Source organism: Erythrobacter sp. S227 (assembly GCF_057364925.1).
On the sequence record NZ_CP200280.1, the window covers coordinates 1,973,840 to 1,992,028 of the forward strand.

An 18,189-nucleotide genomic window follows, 5' to 3' on the forward strand; every position below is an offset into this window, starting at 1 on the left:
GCTAAGTTCACTCAGCAATCCGAATGCAAAAGGGGGCGGGAAAGCATATGCTCTCCCGCCCCCTTTTTATGGGTCTTTGCTGCCAGAGTTACTGGGTAACTGTTGCCGAGTTACCCGTACCGTTTTGGCTGACCGAAGAGAAGTTACCGTCGGTCGCTTGCGTCACGGTCGCGGTGTTGGTCGCACCGGCTTGGGAAATCAGGCTGGTGTTCAGATCGCCCGACTGGAACAATTCAGCGAACTGATCTGTGCCTGACTGGGTAAGCTCGGAAATGCCATCATCACCTGTTTGGTTGATGTCGCCCTCGTTGCTGATACCGCCAGCAAGCTGGTTCACCGTCGACATGTTGCCATCGCCAATCTGGTCGACGAATACGAGATCATCAGTGCCCGACTGGGTGGTGGTCACGCTGTTGCCGTTACCGATTTGCGCTGACTGAGCCCGGGTCGTGAAGAAACCGGTGACGGTTCCATCCTGCACGACTGTCGCAGAGTTACCGTCGCCCACCTGGTTCGGGTCAGCAAAGGCGATGCCACCCGGAGGTGCGGTGAGCGCCTGAGTTACATTAGCCGTATTGTTGTTACCGGTCTGAGCGAAGCTGGAGTCCGAATCCTGCCCAGTCTGACCAATCGTCGCGCTGTTGTCATCGCCATTCTGCTCGAAGCGACCGATGTTGGACGTCCCCGATTGCGTGACGGTACCGGTGTTGCCGGAACCATTCTGGCGGATCTCAGCAATCTGACCTGACGAAAGGCCAGTACCAGTAAGCACATTGAAAAAGGCGGAGAAGCCGCCAGACTGGGTGATGTTGGCGGTGTTGCCATCACCTTGTTGGTCGATCAACGCGCCGTTGTTGAGATCAACACCGCCGGTTGGGCCAGCGGAAAGCTGTACCACCGAGGCATTCTGGTTGTCGCCGGTCTGTGTTACAAGCGCCAGCACATCGTCACCCGCCTGGTTCACGTTCGAACTGCTGGAATTGGACTGCTGGCTCACATCAGCGGTAGCGTTGGCACCGCCCTGCGCAACGACCGACGAGTTACCATCGCCCTGCTGGTCGACCGTAGCAAGACCTGTGAGGCCAGTCTGTGTCACGAAGCTTGAGTTGCCGATGCCAGCGGTCAGCACGTTTGCGGTATTGTCCGCATTGTCCTGGAAAACGTCTGACAAGTTGCCATCCCCGACCTGTTGGACATCCGCCTCCTGGCCTGTACCACCTTGCGTGACAAAGCTTGTATCAGTGGCGCCGGATGCGTCGAGGTCGATACCTTCCTGGTTTACAGTCGCAAAATTGCCCGCGCCAACCTGAACGATGTTCGACGTCGCGCCTTCGCCAATCTGATCGACATCAGCGGTTTCTCCAGTGCCAGTTTGCGTTGCGAAAGAGGTGTTGTTGTCCCCGCTTTGCAAAATATTGGCGTTGTTGCTGTTGTTGAACTGAACAGCTTCAGACGTGTTGCCATTGCCCGATTGATCGATGGTTGCAAAGTTGAAGCCTGTGGCGTCACCTTGCTGATTAACGATCGAGCTGTTGTCGCTGCCGCTCTGATTGACGAGAATATCACCCTCAAAACCAGCCTGGATGGCGTTCGAGAAGTTCTCATCGCCGGTCTGATCAAGATCGACATTGCCGTCGGTCCCGCTCTGCGTGATGAACGAGGTGTTCTCAGCGCCGCGCTGGAAGACGTCAGCAAAGTTGCTGTCACCGCTCTGTGTGACTTCGCTGACGCCTGTTTCACCAGCCTGATCGACGTTGGCTTGCTCATCGATGCCCGTTTGCGCGACAACCGAAGTGTCGAAGTCGCCCGTTTGGGAAACCACAGCATCGCTCAAGGCATTGGCCTGCGTGACCGTCGATGAGTTGCCATCGCCGTCCTGGTTCACAGTTGCCGTCACATCGGTGCCACTTTGTGTGACGCCCGATGAGTTACCAACGCCGCCTTGGACCACTGACGCGGTACTGACCGAACCGCTTTGCGCGATGAACGAGCTTTGGTTGTCGCCAACCTGATCGACGGTTGCTGTACCGTCAGTGCCTGACTGCAGGATCGTGCTCGAGTTGGCGGCGAGGCTAAGATCGAGGTCGAAACCTTCCTGCGTCACGGTTGCAGCGTTGCCAGAGCCGGACTGCTCAACAATCGAACTGTCGAACTCGCCATTCTGGGTAACAGACGCTGTGTCGTTGCTGCCTGATTGCAGGCCGATGGACGAGCTGTCGAAACCGTTTTGGACAACTGTAAAAGTGCCGTCTTCACCAGGCTGGTTGATAGAGGCAAAGTTGTCATCGCCGAACTGGTCGATGTCGGCAATATTGTCCTCATTGCCACCACCCGCAACGCCGGTGCCCTGGCTCTCGACGCGGGCTTCGTTGCGGTCGCCTTCCTGAAGGATGTCGGCAAGGTTTCGCTCGTTGATCTGACGAACGACTGCGGTGTTGTCATCGCCGTTTTGCGTGACGAACGTGACATTGTCATCGTCTAGCGGGCCGGAGATATCAAAGCCCTGCTGCACATCAGAGGTGTTGCGATCACCGGTCTGCAGGATGGTCGCTTCCTGATTGTCAGAAATATTGCCTTGCAGAACAGTTGACGTGTTTTCGGCGCCGCTTTGCGTCACGAACACGTCGCTGTTTGAAGCCCTTTGTGTAATGGTCGATGTGTTGTCCGCATTGGTTTGAAGAACCACTGCGTTCTGATCGTTGTCATCTTGTTGAGATATGGTGCTGGTCAAGCGCTCGCCCAGTTGGTCGACATCCACTGTACCGTCTTCATCGGACTGCGTGACATTCGAGATGTTGTCATCACCGTCCTGAATAACGTCGGCGAAGTTGTTCGTGTCAGACTGGCTGATAGTCGAAGAGTTGCCCGTGCCGCCTTGGATGAGCAACGCTTCCATATCGACACCACTTTGGATGACCGATGATGTCTGATTGTCGCCGACTTGCGTGGACTGAACATCCTGATTGTCGCCCGCTTGGGTAACCGAACTGGTGTTCGTTGCGCCGCTCAGGTCGTCGTCAAAACCTTCCTGATTGATTGTGACATTACTGTCATTGGCCGATTGATCGACGGTCGAGTCGTTGCCGCCGTCAGGTCCGCCTTGCGTCACATCGACTGCGCTGTTGTTGCCGGTTTGCGTAACCGTGCTCTGGTTCTGCCCAAAGGCAGGCGCAGCGGCCGACAATGCGATAATGCTCACACCAAGCAGTGCTGTCTTCTTCATCAGATTTTCCCCCAAATACACCCACGCCCAAAAGGCGCTTTGCTTAATGAAAGGTAAACGCATGTAAAATCATACGCAAGTGTACTTAGTCACCACCGGAGAGAATGTCGTTTCTGTCCCATAATGAAAAAAGGCGGCCCGCATCTACGCGGCCCGCCCTTTTTCAATGAATTTAGCGGCTTGCCCGTCAGCGGCGTGCCGTGCGGTCAGTTTGGTTTTCGTAGCCATCGACACTTTTCGAAACCAGCACGTTCACCGCAACACGGCGATTTTGCGCCTTTCCTTGTGCTGTTGAGTTGTCCGCAACCGGATTCGACTCGGACATGCCCGTTGGCGTCAGCATCCGATAAGGAGCCCAGCCACACTGCTGTTGGAGGAAGTTGACAACGCTACCGGCACGCTTTTCTGAAAGGCGCTGGTTCAGTTCCTGACTGCCTGTGGAATCGGTATAACCCACAACCAGAAGCAGCGCATTGTCGATCGCGTTAGCCTCAGCTGCTGCATTGCAAAGCTCGGCCCGCGCATCAGGTGAAAGGCTGGAGCGGCCCGTGTCGAAATAGACATTGGTGGTCGATTTGACATTGTATTGGTCGATATCGCCAAAACGTCCACGCAACTGTTCTGCAGCCTGAGCGTTGGCTTCGATCTGTGCCTCGTTGCGAACAAAGCGACCATTGGTGCCTTGTGCAATCATAAGCGCGGTTTCGTAGTCACTGCCCGAGAAGCGGACGCGTTCGGCGGCAAGACCGCCGGTCCATTCGCGGGTCGTGACTTTCACCGGTAGGCCGTCAAGCAGTGCGTCTGAAGCCAGGTCTTTGCTACCAAGGCCAAGAAAACCGCCACGAGCCAAAATCCGCGTTTCCGGCGTAATCGCAATTACAACGGCCGAACCGTCGGGCGTAGTCACTTCAACCCGGTCACCGCGGCGACCGGAGATAAATCCCTCGACTTCTGGACCAACGGCAAGCTCGTCTAACGAACCTGGCATTGGTGCAGTTACGGTTGTCAGCACCTCTGCCGGGCCGCTGGTGGTGGGCACAGGCTGAACGTCTTGTGCAGACGCGCCCGTTGAAAATGTGCCAACAGCCAAGGGCAGTGCCAAAGCTGCTGCCATCGTCAGGGCGTTTGGAGATTTCCCAAGTCGTTTCTCTGGGGTCAATTTCATTATCTTTGCTCCTTCAAGCATGGCCACCAGCCAAATAAGGATGTCGCAGCGGGGAACAGAATTCCTTGTAACCCATTTGACAGCTTCATCAATCCACGGCTGGCTTGCCTTCCCCCCATTCAAAAAACGGTTAATCTGCAATGGTATTTGCATTGTTCATGCACACTGCAAACCTGCAATGAGGCCCGAATGATGGCCCAAACCTTGCAGCCAGATGAACAAGCAGCCTCATCCAGTGCAATGCGCGGATATCCAGTGTCAGCCATGCGATGAGCGGATTGGCGAAAAGACTGACGCCTGCCTCATGGCAGGTTCCTATTGGCAGATTCGCGAAATGGGGCGCGCAGCCTTCGCTGTGCACCCCATGCGCTCCTATCTTTGTTGAGGAAACGAACCGGTTAGATCTGCGTGATCTCGTTGATCATACCGCTGCCTTCTTGATCGATGGTCAATTCAAACCCGTCGCCGATCTGATTGATCACCGCCCTGTTGCCCGAACCCGAAGTGGTTGCGTTCTGGTTGATCGTGAGCGTGTTGTTGTTGCCGGTCTGGACACCCTCGGCATAATTGCCATCGCCGCCAAGGCCGGTGCCATTGTTGAACCCCTGGTCGATAAACAGGGAGTTATTGTTGCCGGTTTGGGTCGCGACCGCTTCATTTCCGGTACCGTTCTGGCCAATGGCGATAAGGTTGCCTGAACCCACCTGCGAGGCGGTCGCAACATTCATTCCAGCTCCTGCCAGGTCGCCCTGTACGATGAACACCGTGTTGTTCGAGTCCTCCTGATCAACAGTCACCTCGTTGTTGTCATTGACCTGGAAGATATCAACGTCATTGCTGCCACCAATGGTATCGAAGTTCTGCCGGATGGTTGCGGTGTTGTTATCGCCGTCCATGCGGATCAGCGTGTTGTTCCCGACACCATCAGCGCCTGCCCCATTGGCAAAGCCTTGATCGATACTCAGCACGTTGCCACCGCCATCCTGGGTTACAAGCGCAATGTTGGTCGTGCTGTTCTGGGTGACACTGACAATGTTGTCAGAACCGGTTTGACGAATCTCGGTCGAATTTGCGCCGATGCCGCCAGTGACACCCTGGCTCACAACCGTGCTGTTATTGCCGCCGGGCAGGGTTTGGCGGACCTGCGCGTTTTGCTCGCTCCCGGCCTGGGTGATCGTAATTGAATTGAGGACATCCTCAACTTGCAGAATAGAGACGGTGTGATCGAGCCCGGTCTGATTGATCGTCACGTCAGCCTGAGCGAAAGCAGCAGACGACGTGGCCAAGGCAAGCGCGGAGGCGGAAGCAAAGGTAAAGCGGTGCATAATGGAGAACCCTTTTGTTGAGAAATTGCGTTTCTCCTAGGTCCACCAAATGGGTTACCAGCCAGCCTTGCGCACCCCCTCGGATTATCCCTCAATACGGACAATCAAGGCCGCTAACCATGAATGAAGTGCGATGGGAAACTGGACGGTCTATTGGACCAAGTCCGGCGCTGCTCGCAAAAGCGTTCATCCCGTTACGTCAGCAATCGCACCGATAAATTTGTCGATATTGTCCATGGTAAGCCCCGCAATGTTGATGCGGCCTGATCCTGCCATATAAATCCCGTGCTCTTCGCGCAGTTGAACGACTTGATCTTTGCTCACCGGAAGCGTTGAGAAAAGGCCGTTCTGTTTTGCCAGGGGCGCCAGATCAACGCTGCCCGTTTGCCCGGCGTCGCCAAGGTACTCGCGAACCTGCCGCATTCGGGCGCGCATCTGCTCTAACTCGTCGAGCCATGCTTGCGTCAGTTCCGGATCGCGCAGGATGACACGAACGGCCGCTGCACCGTGATCAGGTGGCATCGACCAGCTGGCACGGGCCAGGGCGTTGGCATTGGAGAAGGCTTTGACAAGAGTTTCGGCACCTTCACTTCCGCCTTGCGCCAGAATGTAGAACGCGCCTACGCGGTCACGGTACATGCCAAAGTTCTTGTCACACGAATAAGCGATGAAGGCTTCGGGCACTTTGGCAAGGACGCTACGCATACCCGCCGCATCCTCTTCCAACCCAAAGCCAAGGCCCTGGTAAGCGGTGTCGATGATCGGGAAAGTTCCGCTTGCAACCAAGGCATCGCCGATCGCTTCCCAGTCTTCGAGCGAGTAATCAATGCCAGTGGGGTTATGGCAGCATCCATGGATCAGCACGGCCTCGCCTGGCCCTGCTCCATTGATCGCAGCAAGGACCGCATCGACATTCGCGGTGCCGTCAGGGTTGGCGTGATCAAATGGCTGCCAATCGAGCGCGACATCCTTGATAATCTGCGCATGGTTGGGCCAGCTTGGTGTCCCCATATGCAGCTTTGTGATGCCCATCTGCTTGGCAAGAGCGATCGCAAGACGAACCGCGCCTGTTCCGCCCGGCGTCTGCATTCCTTCTAGCCGCCCCCCCATCGTGGCGTCAGAACCGAAGATGTACGGCATAAGCGCATGGACAAAGCCCATGTCGCCCTCAGGCCCGAGATAGGATTTGCTGTCCTGATTATCGACCAGCCACTTTTCCGCGCCTTTGATAGCCGCGAAAACGGGCGTGTCGCCCTGCCCTGTGCGATAAACACCGACACCAAGGTCGATCTTATCGGGGCGCGTGTCCGCCGCGTAGAGTTTGATCAGCGCAAGCAGCGCGTCGGGGGCCTGTTCTTTGAGTTTGTCGAGCATGGCCAAGCGTCATACCCACCAAGCGCGGCACTGCAACCGTCTTTGCGCTGTTGGAACGTCAAGCGGTGCCTAAAAAGGCAGCCACCGGTGCTTTTTGGAAAAGCGCATATAGCCTGCGTTCACGCCAAGCCTTAGCCCCGCGCCCACCCGGATCGGGATAAGCACCACATCGCCGCGGCGCATGTAGCTCGCGTGCAAACCGCCAACCAGATAGGCCTGACCCTCGCCCGCAGGATAGCGTTTGAAGATGTCCTCGCTGTCGAACAGATTGTAGACAAGAACGAAGGTATTTCCGGCATTGGCCCCTGCATCAAAGCCAAGGGAGGGACCGGTCCAATAGACTTGGCGCTGGCCCTCGACCTTATGGTGCAAAGTGCCAGAACCGTATCGCGCGCCGAAAATGAACGCGCCGCCCGCCTCACGGCCAACGATGTAACCATTGGGTTCGCCCTGTTTGCGAAGCAGATCTTCGATGAGACCGGCAAGCCCCTTGGCTCCTTTGCCAAAGACACCTTCGGCAGCGCCAATCAGGTCGTCTTCGCCATAGGTTGCCGACTGTTCAGCCGCATTCGCCACTACAGGCTCGCCCGACGGAGTGCTCCATTGGGGAACTGGCTGAACAGAAGTTACAGGCGCAGAAGTTACGGGCGCAGCAGTTGCGGGTACCTGAGTGCCCCAATTCTCTGTCTGAACAGGACCATCCCAGTCGCTCTCTCCATCGGTGAAACCGGGCTGAGAGGGCGTTCCGTTACGCGAATCAAGAGCGGGCGCAGTCCTGAACGCAGAGCCTTCGATATCTGCATCGATCGCGCCAGCTTGTGCGGCGACATCTGCTGCCTCATTGCGGGCTGCGGCCTGATCATCTGTCGGCGCAACCGTTTCAAAAGCGGCATCCGGATCAAATGTCTCCATTTCCTGCGCATGAGCGGGAAGCGTAAGGCTTGCGAGCGCGGCTGCGCACGCGCCGATCGTCACTTTTGTGCAAGCCCCGCGCAGGTTGCGCGCTTTCATCAGAATGGATCCAAGCATCGTAAAAAACCTCTCGACTGCCACGCGTTTCCTGCGCTGGCCACATGGCCCCGGAACTAATCAGAGTCCCAATGGCCGAAAGCGGCAAATGCTGATCGGTCAAGCGAATCGGAAACGCGACGAAGTGAAGGTGGATGATGAGGAATAAACTCGCGCTGAATGTGCTCTGGGCAGTCCCACGAAGTGATTATGTGATCCGTTCGCCAAGCAAACTGGCAAATGATGCACATTGGCCCCTTGCCGCGTGTGAAACCCTTGACTATACGCCGCCGCTTACAGCCAAACGCAAGCACATGCGTCAGCGGAGACGTGGGTGAGTGGCTGAAACCAGTTCCCTGCTAAGGAACCATACCTACTACGGGTATCGAGGGTTCGAATCCCTCCGTCTCCGCCACACACTCTCAGCACCGCTATTATAGCCCTCCCTGCGTTGCTTGGACTACGCAACGCAACCTAGCACGCGTGCCAGAAGTCAAATCGCCGAGCTGAAGCGATTGGGCGATTTTTGGCGGTAACCGTCAAATATCGCGGCGATTACTCTCGCGTAGGGAAGCCCATCGGGCGTGATCGTCAGCGTGCCAGCCTCAAGAGTAGCAAGGCCACGTTCCACGAAAGAGGAAAGGTGCATGCGCGCTTGGGAAAGGAGGCAGGGCGAAAGCTCAACCCTGCTGCGGCATAACAGGTCTTCGATGACGCCTGCCCGCAGCCGGTCATTTGCATCGCGCCTTATTCCAATGCTTGCCGTTAGTTTGCCATCTGTCGCCATCATTCGGTAGCGGCCATTGTTCTTTTCGTTCTGAGCGATGAGCTCGGGAAATCCGCTGATCGCGCTTGCTCCAAGGCCGATCAAAACCTCGCTTTGATCCTCGGTAAACCCCTGAAAGTTGCGACGCAAAGTGCCATCGGCTGTGGCGATGGCCATTGGGTCATTTGGAAGCGCAAAATGGTCGAAGCCGACGGCTTTGTAACCCTCACTCGTCAGATAGTCATACGCTTGGCCTGCCATTGCAAACCGCGTGTCGCGGTCGGGTAAAGCGCTCACATCGATCATCTTTTGCCGGGGCACCATATGGGGTACATGGGCATAACCAAACACCGCAATCCGGTCTGCGCCGAGCAGGCTGGTGTATTCAAGGCTATCGGCCAGATCCTCCTGCGATTGGAAGGGCAGGCCATACATCAAATCGAAGTTCATCGACGTAACGCCCGCTGAACGCAGCCAGTCAATACTGCGGCAGATCAGGCTGTCATCCTGTTCGCGCCCGATGGCCTTTTGGCATTTGGCGGAGAAAGTCTGCACACCCATGCTGGCACGGGTGATCCCCGCTTCCGCAATCGCTTCTCCCCAAACGCTGGTCATGGAACGTGGGTCGAGTTCAATCGACCATTCGGTGTCTGCCAGCCAGAAGTGGCGATTGAGCGCATCGACAAGATCGATGAACTCGCGCGGTTCGATTGCATTGGGGCTTCCCCCGCCAAAGGCGATCCTGCGCACCGGCGTGTCGCGCGGCAAAAGGGCGGCGACAGTTTCAATCTCGCTGTGCAAAGCGGCGAGGTAACTCTCGACCCTTTGGCGCCTGTTCGCAGCGCCCGTATTGCACCCGCAATAATGACAGATTTTCTCACAAAACGGGATATGCAGATAAAGCGATATATCGCCTTTCACCTGCTCGATCTGTTCGTTCAGAGCGTTTGCGGGAATAGCGCCGAAATCGGCTGCTGTCGGATAGCTCGTGTAACGCGGCACAGCCGTTTCGAGCAGGTCAGGATGATAAGGCCACATGAAGACCCATAAAGAGGACGCAGGAAGCTGGGTCTTTGTTCTAAATCAAATCGGGTTTGGGAGAGCGCTTGTTTTTCTCCCGGCAGGTCGTGGCATGGCACGCGTTAGACTGGCAATCGCGGGGGTCGTCCCCCTCTCCATCGCCAAGAGGAATGGTGATCTCCCCTCCGTTGCAAAGGCTCATGGTGAGAGTGCCGGCAGGTTCATTTCCGCCCGGAAGGATAGGACCTGCCGCAATAGAACCAATCGCCAGAATGCTGAGCAGTTTCATCATGCGCTGTCTTCTTCGTCATCAATCAGGATGCGGTGTGCGGCGCCGTCCATGTCGTCATATTGGCCGCTACGCATGGACCACATGAAGGCGGCCAGTCCGGCAAGCCCCATGAACAGAGCGATGGGGATGAGGAAAGCTAGACTGGTCATTGTATTGGCTCCTTGGCGCTTGAGGCGAGCCGCAGCGAATTGGCGACCACAACGAGGCTGCTAAGCGACATTGCAATGGCCGCAATCAGGGGGGTGACATAGCCGAACAGAGCAAGCGGGATTGCGAGCACGTTGTAGACAATCGCAAAGCCAAAGTTCTGGCGGACAACCTGCATCGTGCGGCGCGCAACACGCACGGCGAGCGCCACAGGCATGAGCTTTTCGCCGACAAAGACTGCATCTGCCGCCTGTTGGCTGGCGTCGCTGGCGGTGCCGGGCGCAATTGAAGCATGGGCCGCGGCTAGCGCTGGACCATCATTCAGCCCATCGCCGATCATCAGCGGCCTGTGGCCATCGTTGGTGAGCTTCTCGAGGATGGCGAGTTTGCCTTGCGGCGTGACTTCGGCATTTGCCGGGATACTCAATTGCCGGGACACCGCTTCGACCGAGCGCGTTCCATCGCCCGATATGATGCTCGCCTTGATCCCTTGGCTGTTCAGAGCCTCAATCGTCTCGAAGCAATCGGCGCGCAGCAGATCGTTGAAGGTGACCGTCGTTATCGTATCCCCCACACGCAAACGGGTGGCCAGAACTCCGGGATCCCCCTCTGGCCGCTCAAGCGCCACAGGTTCGCCATTCCACATCCCGAAAACGCCTTTGCCGCTTTCTTCCGTAGCGTTTGTGAGCTGTGCTGGCTCTACTGCGTCGAACCGCAGTGCCTTGACCAATCCTTGGCTAAGCGGATGGCGGCTGAGTTGCGCAAGAGCCAAAGCGACGCTGCGCTGTGTATCATTGAGCTCGGAAATATCGGCTCGCGGCTCACCCAAAGTGAGCGTACCAGTCTTGTCGAACATGGCGACATCGACTTCGGCTAAACGTTCCAATGCGCTGCCGTCTTTGACCAACAGTCCGCGCTTAAGAAGAGCGCCGGACGCCACAACCTGCGCGGTGGGCACGGCCAATCCCATGGCACAGGGGCAAGTAATGATGAGCACGGCAATCGCAATGACCAGCGATTGATACCAGCCCGCGCCTGCGATCATCCAACCCGCAAACGCCAAGAGTGCAAGAGTATGGACGACGGGCGCGTAAGCCCGGGAGGCGCGATCTGCGATACGAACATAGTGGCTGCGCGATTGACCCGCCTCATCCATGAGCCGCGCGATTTCCGCCAGCGCCGTATCATCAGCGGTACGGGTGAGGCGCATTCGGAAGGGATCACCCAGATTGATCGCGCCTGCATGGACGATTGATCCTTCGGTTATTGCCTCTGGCGTGCTTTCGCCTGTCAGCATGGCGTTGTCGATCGTGCTGATTCCGCTTTCAACTTCGCCATCGGCTGCGAGCGTTTCTCCGACCGCCACCTGCACCAGCATACCGGGCTCCAACGCATTCGCAGCAACCCTTCGAGTACTGCCTTCAGCATCGATAACGCTTGCCGATTTGCCCATCCGGCCAAGCAAAGCGCCGATCCCAGCGCGCGTGCGGGTGCGCATTTCGGCATCAAGTGCACGCCCTGCCAGCAGGAAGAACAGCAGCATGACTGCGCTCTCGAAATAGGCGTGTTCGCCGCCCGTGACGGTTTCATAAATGCTCAAAGCTGTCGCCAGGAGCACGCCGATAGAAATCGGTACGTCCATGTTGGTGCGCCGGTATTTGAGCGCCATCCAGGCGCTGGCAAAAAACGGACGGCCCGAATAGGCGATCACCGGCAGAGCGATCAGCGCGGACAGCCAATGGAACAGTTCGCGCGTGGCACCTTCTGCGCCTGACCAGATGCTGACCGACAAGAGCATGACATTCATCATGCCAAAGCCTGCAACGCCAAGCGCGCGCATCAATTGCTTGCGTTCTGCCGCCTCTACCCCAAGCGGATTGTCGCTGACTGCCTGTGCTTCGAAGCCAAGTTCTTGGAGCGCTTTGGCGAGCGCCTCTTCATCTACGCTTTCATCGTGTTCGACCGCGACGCGCTTAGCCGAGAAATTGACCCGCGCGGCGATCACTCCGTCTACCTTGGGAAGCTCGCGCTCAATCTTTGCGATGCACCCTGCACAGCGCATCCCCGGCACGGTAAACCGTGTGCCGCGAGGCGTGCCCTTATCTAGAGCAAGAGAAGGTGCAGGTGCGTTCACCTACAGCTCGCTTTCCTCGGCCCATTTTTGCGCGCCACTTTCAATAAAAAGCCGGACTGTCCAACGCCCATCTGAAACCGGCTTGGTAGAACGGAAGGTGCCGTCACCCTGAGATGTGAAGCCGAGATTTGCATATTCATGTTCGCCAATGGGGCGGCGCAATTCTGCCGTGATCTGCGCCCCTTCAGGCACACCATTTGTGGTCACAACCACGAAGCCGGCCTCATCGCGCATCATCTCGGCTTCCCAGCCAAGCGCCTCAGAGGCCTCGGCTTGAGCGAGCCAGTCGTTATACTTCTGGCTAGCGACATAGGAGTTTTCGACCACCACGCCGTGAAATCCACCAGTGGCAAAGCTAGCCATGGTGAAATTGACCGCCGCCACAATGCCAAAGCCAACCACAAGAACAGCGGCCATATGGCGCCCGGTAAAGCGGTTGCGGGGTTTGCTCGCCATCATAGGTCTCCTGGCATTGTGAATTTGGTATCAGCGCTGTCTTGTTCGCCCTGGCCATCAAGCGCGGTCAGTTCGAATGCGAACTCGCCCGCTTCCGCCCCAGTGGGGATGACCACATATGCACGCACAATGCGGGTTTCATCGGCGTTGACCGGGATAGTCTGGCTATCCGCAGCCCCTTCGCGGCCAATTTGATCGGTCCACATAACGCTTCCCTCAGGCAACCCTACCAGCGACAGCCGCATGTCGCGGGGACGCCCTTCCATATTGCGCAGGCGCACGGTGAAGGAGTTTCGAACCGATCCATCCTTCATCAGCATAAAGGGCGGATTGCGATCAGGTGAGACTGTGATGTCGGTGTGCGACCGTGTGCCAAGCGCAAACAGCAGGGCAGCACCAATTGCAGCCCAGACGCCGAAATAGATGAAGATACGCGGCCGCAGCAGCGCTTTCCATGCAGGTGTCGCTGGCGCGCCGGCAGCTTCTGCTTCGCATTGGTCAAGCGTTGCATAATCAATGAGGCCGCGTGGGCGTCCGATGTCTTTCATCACCTTGTCGCACGCATCAATGCAGAGCCCGCAGGTTATGCAGCCGATCTGCTGGCCCTCGCGAATGTCGATACCGGTGGGGCACACCGCAACGCATTGGAGACAATCGACACAATCGCCATAGGCATCAGGGTTCTTGGCCGCTTTCTTGACGCTGCCTCGCTTTTCCCCGCGCCAATCCTTGTACGTGACGATCAGCGATTTTTCGTCGAGCATCGCGCCCTGAATGCGCGGCCATGGGCACATGTAGATGCACACCTGCTCGCGCATAAATCCGCCGAGCCAGAAAGTGGTGAAAGTAAGGATGGCAACGGTCGCATAGGCCACCATCGCCGCCTCACCGCGCCAAAACTCGTAAGTGAGGGTGGGCGCGTCGGCAAAATACATGATCCACGCGCCGCCAGTCCAGAAACTGATCAGGAGATAAACGCCCCATTTGCCAAGTCTGCGCGCCGTTTTGGAGGCACCCCATGGAGCCTTATCCAGCTTGATCCGGGCGTTGCGATCGCCATCGAAAAAGCGGTCCACATGCTGGAAGAGGTCGGTCCACACCGTTTGCGGACAGGCATAACCACACCAAGCCCGGCCAACCGCGGTCGTGACCAGAAACAGGCCAATGCCTGCCATGATGAGAAGGCCTGCTACAAAGTAGAACTCGTGCGGCCATATCTCGATATCGAACATATAGAACCGGCGGTTCGCAAGATCGATAAGAACCGCCTGATCGGGCGCATATGGGCCCCGGTCCCAGCGTATCCATGGCGTTGCGTAATAGATCATAAGCGTGATCAGCATCACCAGCCATTTGAAACGGCGAAACGGCCCGTCAATCCGCTTGTTGTGCACCGCCTTGCGCTCTTCATAGAGCTTTACCGGCGGCGGGGGCCCGGGCGAAGTGCGACGGGAGGCAGCGATGGCATCGGTTTCGACCGATCCCAAAGCTACACCCCAATCGCGCTTTGTATCCGCGCCCCTTTCGGGCGTGTCGAGGCCGTCAGCCGCGCTCATCGGCTCCGCTCGCTTCTGTAGCGGCAACATCATCTGCCACTTCGCCCTCAGCTTCGGCTGGCGCTTCGACCGCTTGGGCTTCACCGCCACCGCGTGAATGGACGTATGCTGCGAGCATGCGGATCGTCACTGGATCGAGCTTGTCGCTCCAGCCCGGCATCACACCGTGACGCGGCGCGCGGATTTGCTGGGCAATGGCCGCTTTGTCCTTGCCATAAAGCCAGATTGCATCGTTCAATGCCGGAGCACCCTGAGTACGGTCTCCTGCGCCGTCCGAACCATGGCACGCGGCGCAGTTCGTCTCGAACAAGGCCGCACCCGAGGCGCTGCCCGCACCTTCACCGCTTAGCGATAGAACGTGAGAGACCATCGCGTCGATTTCGCTCTTCTGAAAAATCTCGCCAAAGGCCGGCATGTAAGTCAGGCGAGTTTCATCAGAACCCTCCCAGCGCACACCATGCACAAGCGTGTATTCGATATCGGAAAGCGTACCACCCCAAAGCCAATCGTCGTCATTGAGGTTGGGGTACCCATATTCCTCATAACCAGCGGCGCCCGCGCCGTGGCATTGGACGCAGTGCTGCTTGAACGCAGAAGCTCCGCCTGCAATCGCTTGATTGAGCAGGGCCGGGTCGTTTGCCAGATCTTCAAGATCGGTTGCAGCGATCCGTTGGAAAACAGCTGCGCGCGCTTGCTCCGCGTCAACCATTTCCGCTTGCAGATCGCCTCGGCTAGACCAGCCGAACACCCCTTCGGTTGCTTGCGAAACCATCGGCCATGCCGGGTATAGGACAACATAGACAATCGACCAGGCAATCGTCGCATAGAAAGTCCAGAGCCACCAGCGTGGCAGCGGGGTATTCAGTTCTTCAATGCCATCCCATTCGTGGCCAACAAATTCGGTACCGGTGGGTTCATCAATGCGCTTTTTATCAGGCATGATCGTCCTCCTGAAAAATTGAATGTTTAGCCTGCTCCACGCCTTCACGTGAGCGGGGGAGGAAGTGCCAACCGCAAAGCAGCAGATAGAGACCAAAAATCACCACAAGCCCGTAGCTGTCAGCAAAGTGGCGCAGCGTTTCGTAAAAGCTCATCGGCCGCGCTCCTCTGCCAATTCGGCTTGGGCAGCAGCACTGTTCACATCGACCAGCGTGCCAAGCATTTGAAGGTAGGCGACCAGCGCATCCATCTCTGTAATCCGCGAAGGATCACCGTCGTAGTCGCGGATTTTGACCTTGGGATAGCGTTCCTCAAGATCGCCTGCGTCCGCATCCGGATTGGCCTGCGCCTCCAAGTCAGCCTCAGCCATTTCCACATCGGTTTCACTATAAGGCACGCCAACGCGCTGTAGCGCGGTCAGCTTTGCGGCCGTAGTCGACGTATCAAGCGTGGTTTCAGCCAGAAAGCTATAGCTTGGCATGATGCTTTGCGGGACCAGGCTGCGCGGGTCTTTCAAATGCTGGACATGCCAGTCATCGGTGTAACGCCCGCCAACGCGCGCCAAATCGGGCCCGGTGCGTTTCGATCCCCATTGGAACGGGTGATCGAACATGCTTTCAGCTGCCAGCGAATAGTGACCATAACGCTCCACTTCATCGCGGAACGGGCGGATCATCTGGCTGTGGCACGTGTAACAGCCTTCGCGGATGTAGATATCGCGCCCGGCCTGCTCAAGCGGGGTGTAAGGACGCATGCCTTCAACCTGCTCGATCGTGTTGTCGATCCAGAACAATGGCGCGATCTCGACAATCCCGCCGATTGCGACTGTTACCAAAGTGGCCGCTGCGAGCAGGGTGACATTCTTCTCGATCTTCTTGTGGCCTTCAAAAACGCCCTGAGAAGGAGGAGTATCGGGTGAGGTGGTGCTCATCGTATGGGCTCCTTATTCCGCAGGTTGAGCTTGAGGGTTTGAAACGAGCGGACGGTCCGCCTCTTCGTCGTATTCCATGTCCGACATCGGCGCTTCGTCACGCTGGTATCCGGCAATGGTCATCCAGATGTTGTAGGTCATGATGATTGCGCCCGAGAGATACAGAAGGCCGCCAAAGGCACGCATCAGATACATCGGGTGAAGGGCAGCAACGGTGTCGATGAAGCTGTTCACCAGATAACCGTCAGACCCGTATTCGCGCCACATCAGGCCCTGGGTGATTCCGGCAACCCACATGCTGGCAGCGTAGAAAACGATGCCGAGGGTCGCGAGCCAGAAGTGCCAGTTGATCATGCGAAGTGAGTAGAGCCGCTCCTTGTTCCAAAGCTTGGGCACAAGAAAATAGACACACGCGAATGTAATCATTCCATTCCAACCAAGTGCGCCAGAGTGCACGTGGCCAATTGTCCAGTCGGTGTAGTGCGAGAGGCTGTTCACCGCCTTGATCGACAGCATCGGGCCTTCAAAGGTACTCATCCCGTAGAAAGCGAGCGCCATAACCATCATGCGGATGATCGGATCGGTGCGAACCTTGTCCCATGCGCCGTTCAGCGTCATCAGACCATTGATCATCCCGCCCCAGCTTGGCATCCAAAGCATGATCGAGAACACCATCCCGAGCGTCTGAGCCCAGTCAGGCAAAGCGGTGTAGTGAAGGTGGTGCGGACCTGCCCAGATATAGAGGAAGATCAGCGACCAGAAGTGGATGATCGACAGCCGGTAGGAATAGACCGGACGGTTCGCCTGCTTGGGGACGAAGTAATACATCATCGCGAGGAAGCCTGCAGTGAGGAAGAACCCGACCGCATTGTGGCCATACCACCACTGCGTCAGAGCGTCTTGCACACCTGCAAAGGCTGAATAGCTGCGTGATCCCAGAAGGCTCACCGGCATGGCAAGGTTGTTCACCACATGCAGCATCGCCACAGTGATGATGAAAGCGAGGAAGAACCAGTTGGCCACATAAATGTGCGGCTCGCGGCGCTTCAGGATCGTTGCAACAAACACTGCAAGATAGGCAAGCCAAACAACGGTCAACCAAAGGTCAACATACCATTCAGGTTCGGCATATTCCTTCGACTGGGTGACACCAAGAAGGTAGCCGGTCGCCGCAAGAACGATGAAAAGCTGGTAACCCCAGAACACAAACCGCGCCATGCCCGGCAGAGCGAGCGTCGTGCGGCAGGTGCGCTGGACAACATAGAAGCTTGTCGCGATCAACGCATTTCCACCAAAGGCGAAGATCACCGCGCTGGTGTGGAGCGGACGGACCCGGCCAAACGTGAACCAAGGCTCTAGGTTCAAAATCGGGAATGCCAATTGCAGAGCGATAAAGAGCCCGGCAAGCAATCCTGCAAGCCCCCAGAACATCGTTGCAATAACACCCCAGCGGACCACGTCGTCATCGTAACGTCCTGGCCCCGGGGGCATTTTGAAGATGCTCTGCGCCTTAGCGAGCGGATCAAACTGAACCGCGGTGAAAACCGCCAGTCCAAATGCCACCAGGCCGATGATCAATGAATGCACCGCGAAGCCCGCATCCTGCGCACCCACCATTGCGGCAAGCGCGCCCAATGCGAGCAAAAACCAAAGGCCAGCACGGCCAACCACAGCTTCCATAATTTCGATCCCTTCAATGTGCGAACCCCACCTAGCAATTCGCGCAACCCATTTGTTTGACCCAGATCAATTCACCGGTTGTCGGAGAGATTTCCTAGTCTCCAGGCAATCCAATGTGTCCAATCTGATTGTCGGGCTAAACGTCCATTTTCAGCCCTGAACCCGAATACTTC

Annotated in this window: 15 protein-coding genes and 1 tRNA gene; 1 reads left to right on the forward strand and 15 read right to left on the reverse strand. The window is 57.1% G+C overall.

Features of this window, described 5'->3' with window-relative positions:
* Positions 1-88: 88 nt before the first annotated feature.
* From AC0V6Q_RS09295 to AC0V6Q_RS09315, 5 genes are all read right to left on the reverse strand, one after another.
* Entirely contained in the window at positions 89-3,223 is a 3,135-nt protein-coding gene (locus AC0V6Q_RS09295; protein ID WP_486168102.1) for a beta strand repeat-containing protein, read from the reverse strand.
* A 187-nt stretch (positions 3,224-3,410) separates the two neighbouring features.
* The gene (locus AC0V6Q_RS09300; protein WP_486168103.1) at positions 3,411-4,388 is read right to left on the reverse strand and encodes an OmpA family protein; all 978 of its coding nucleotides are present in this window, start codon (positions 4,386-4,388) and stop codon (positions 3,411-3,413) included.
* A gap of 398 nt (positions 4,389-4,786) precedes the next feature.
* Positions 4,787-5,713, reverse strand: a complete 927-nt coding sequence (locus AC0V6Q_RS09305; RefSeq protein ID WP_486168104.1) for a hypothetical protein — start codon at positions 5,711-5,713, stop codon at positions 4,787-4,789.
* 186 nt (positions 5,714-5,899) lie between these two features.
* Positions 5,900-7,087 (reverse strand): amino acid aminotransferase, encoded by a 1,188-nt coding sequence (locus AC0V6Q_RS09310; protein ID WP_486168105.1) that lies wholly within the window; start codon positions 7,085-7,087, stop codon positions 5,900-5,902.
* Positions 7,088-7,156: 69 nt separating this feature from the next.
* Positions 7,157-8,116, reverse strand: coding sequence for a DUF1134 domain-containing protein (locus AC0V6Q_RS09315; protein WP_486168106.1), 960 nt, complete (start codon positions 8,114-8,116; stop codon positions 7,157-7,159).
* Positions 8,117-8,419: 303 nt separating this feature from the next.
* Here AC0V6Q_RS09315 and AC0V6Q_RS09320 point away from each other — a divergent pair.
* A tRNA-Ser gene (locus AC0V6Q_RS09320) sits at positions 8,420-8,510 on the forward strand.
* Positions 8,511-8,588: 78 nt separating this feature from the next.
* Here the strand turns inward: AC0V6Q_RS09320 and hemN are convergent.
* Genes hemN through ccoN form a run of 10 tightly spaced genes read right to left on the reverse strand, consistent with a single transcriptional unit; the run spans position 8,589 to position 18,016 of the window.
* Entirely contained in the window at positions 8,589-9,899 is a 1,311-nt protein-coding gene (hemN, locus tag AC0V6Q_RS09325; protein ID WP_486168107.1) for an oxygen-independent coproporphyrinogen III oxidase, read from the reverse strand.
* A 40-nt stretch (positions 9,900-9,939) separates the two neighbouring features.
* Positions 9,940-10,173 carry a hypothetical protein gene (locus tag AC0V6Q_RS09330; protein WP_486168108.1) on the reverse strand — a complete coding sequence of 78 codons (234 nt, stop codon included), beginning with the start codon at positions 10,171-10,173 and terminating at the stop codon, positions 9,940-9,942.
* Entirely contained in the window at positions 10,170-10,322 is a 153-nt protein-coding gene (ccoS, locus tag AC0V6Q_RS09335; protein ID WP_486168109.1) for a cbb3-type cytochrome oxidase assembly protein CcoS, read from the reverse strand. The genes AC0V6Q_RS09330 and ccoS overlap by 4 nt, the downstream gene beginning before the upstream one ends.
* Positions 10,319-12,454, reverse strand: coding sequence for a heavy metal translocating P-type ATPase (locus AC0V6Q_RS09340; protein ID WP_486168110.1), 2,136 nt, complete (start codon positions 12,452-12,454; stop codon positions 10,319-10,321). Before AC0V6Q_RS09340 ends, ccoS begins: the two co-directional genes overlap by 4 nt.
* On the reverse strand, positions 12,455-12,910 hold the full coding sequence (locus AC0V6Q_RS09345; RefSeq protein ID WP_486168111.1) for a FixH family protein: 456 nt from the start codon (positions 12,908-12,910) through the stop codon (positions 12,455-12,457).
* Positions 12,910-14,466 (reverse strand): cytochrome c oxidase accessory protein CcoG, encoded by a 1,557-nt coding sequence (gene ccoG, locus AC0V6Q_RS09350; RefSeq protein ID WP_486168112.1) that lies wholly within the window; start codon positions 14,464-14,466, stop codon positions 12,910-12,912. The genes AC0V6Q_RS09345 and ccoG overlap by 1 nt, the downstream gene beginning before the upstream one ends.
* Positions 14,453-15,406, reverse strand: coding sequence for a cytochrome-c oxidase, cbb3-type subunit III (ccoP, locus tag AC0V6Q_RS09355; protein WP_486168113.1), 954 nt, complete (start codon positions 15,404-15,406; stop codon positions 14,453-14,455). The genes ccoG and ccoP overlap by 14 nt, the downstream gene beginning before the upstream one ends.
* Entirely contained in the window at positions 15,399-15,560 is a 162-nt protein-coding gene (locus AC0V6Q_RS09360) for a cbb3-type cytochrome oxidase subunit 3 (protein WP_486168114.1), read from the reverse strand. Before AC0V6Q_RS09360 ends, ccoP begins: the two co-directional genes overlap by 8 nt.
* On the reverse strand, positions 15,557-16,336 hold the full coding sequence (gene ccoO / locus AC0V6Q_RS09365; protein ID WP_486168115.1) for a cytochrome-c oxidase, cbb3-type subunit II: 780 nt from the start codon (positions 16,334-16,336) through the stop codon (positions 15,557-15,559). Before ccoO ends, AC0V6Q_RS09360 begins: the two co-directional genes overlap by 4 nt.
* Before the next feature lie 12 nt (positions 16,337-16,348).
* On the reverse strand, positions 16,349-18,016 hold the full coding sequence (gene ccoN, locus AC0V6Q_RS09370) for a cytochrome-c oxidase, cbb3-type subunit I (protein WP_486168116.1): 1,668 nt from the start codon (positions 18,014-18,016) through the stop codon (positions 16,349-16,351).
* Between the last annotated feature and the right edge of the window lie 173 nt (positions 18,017-18,189).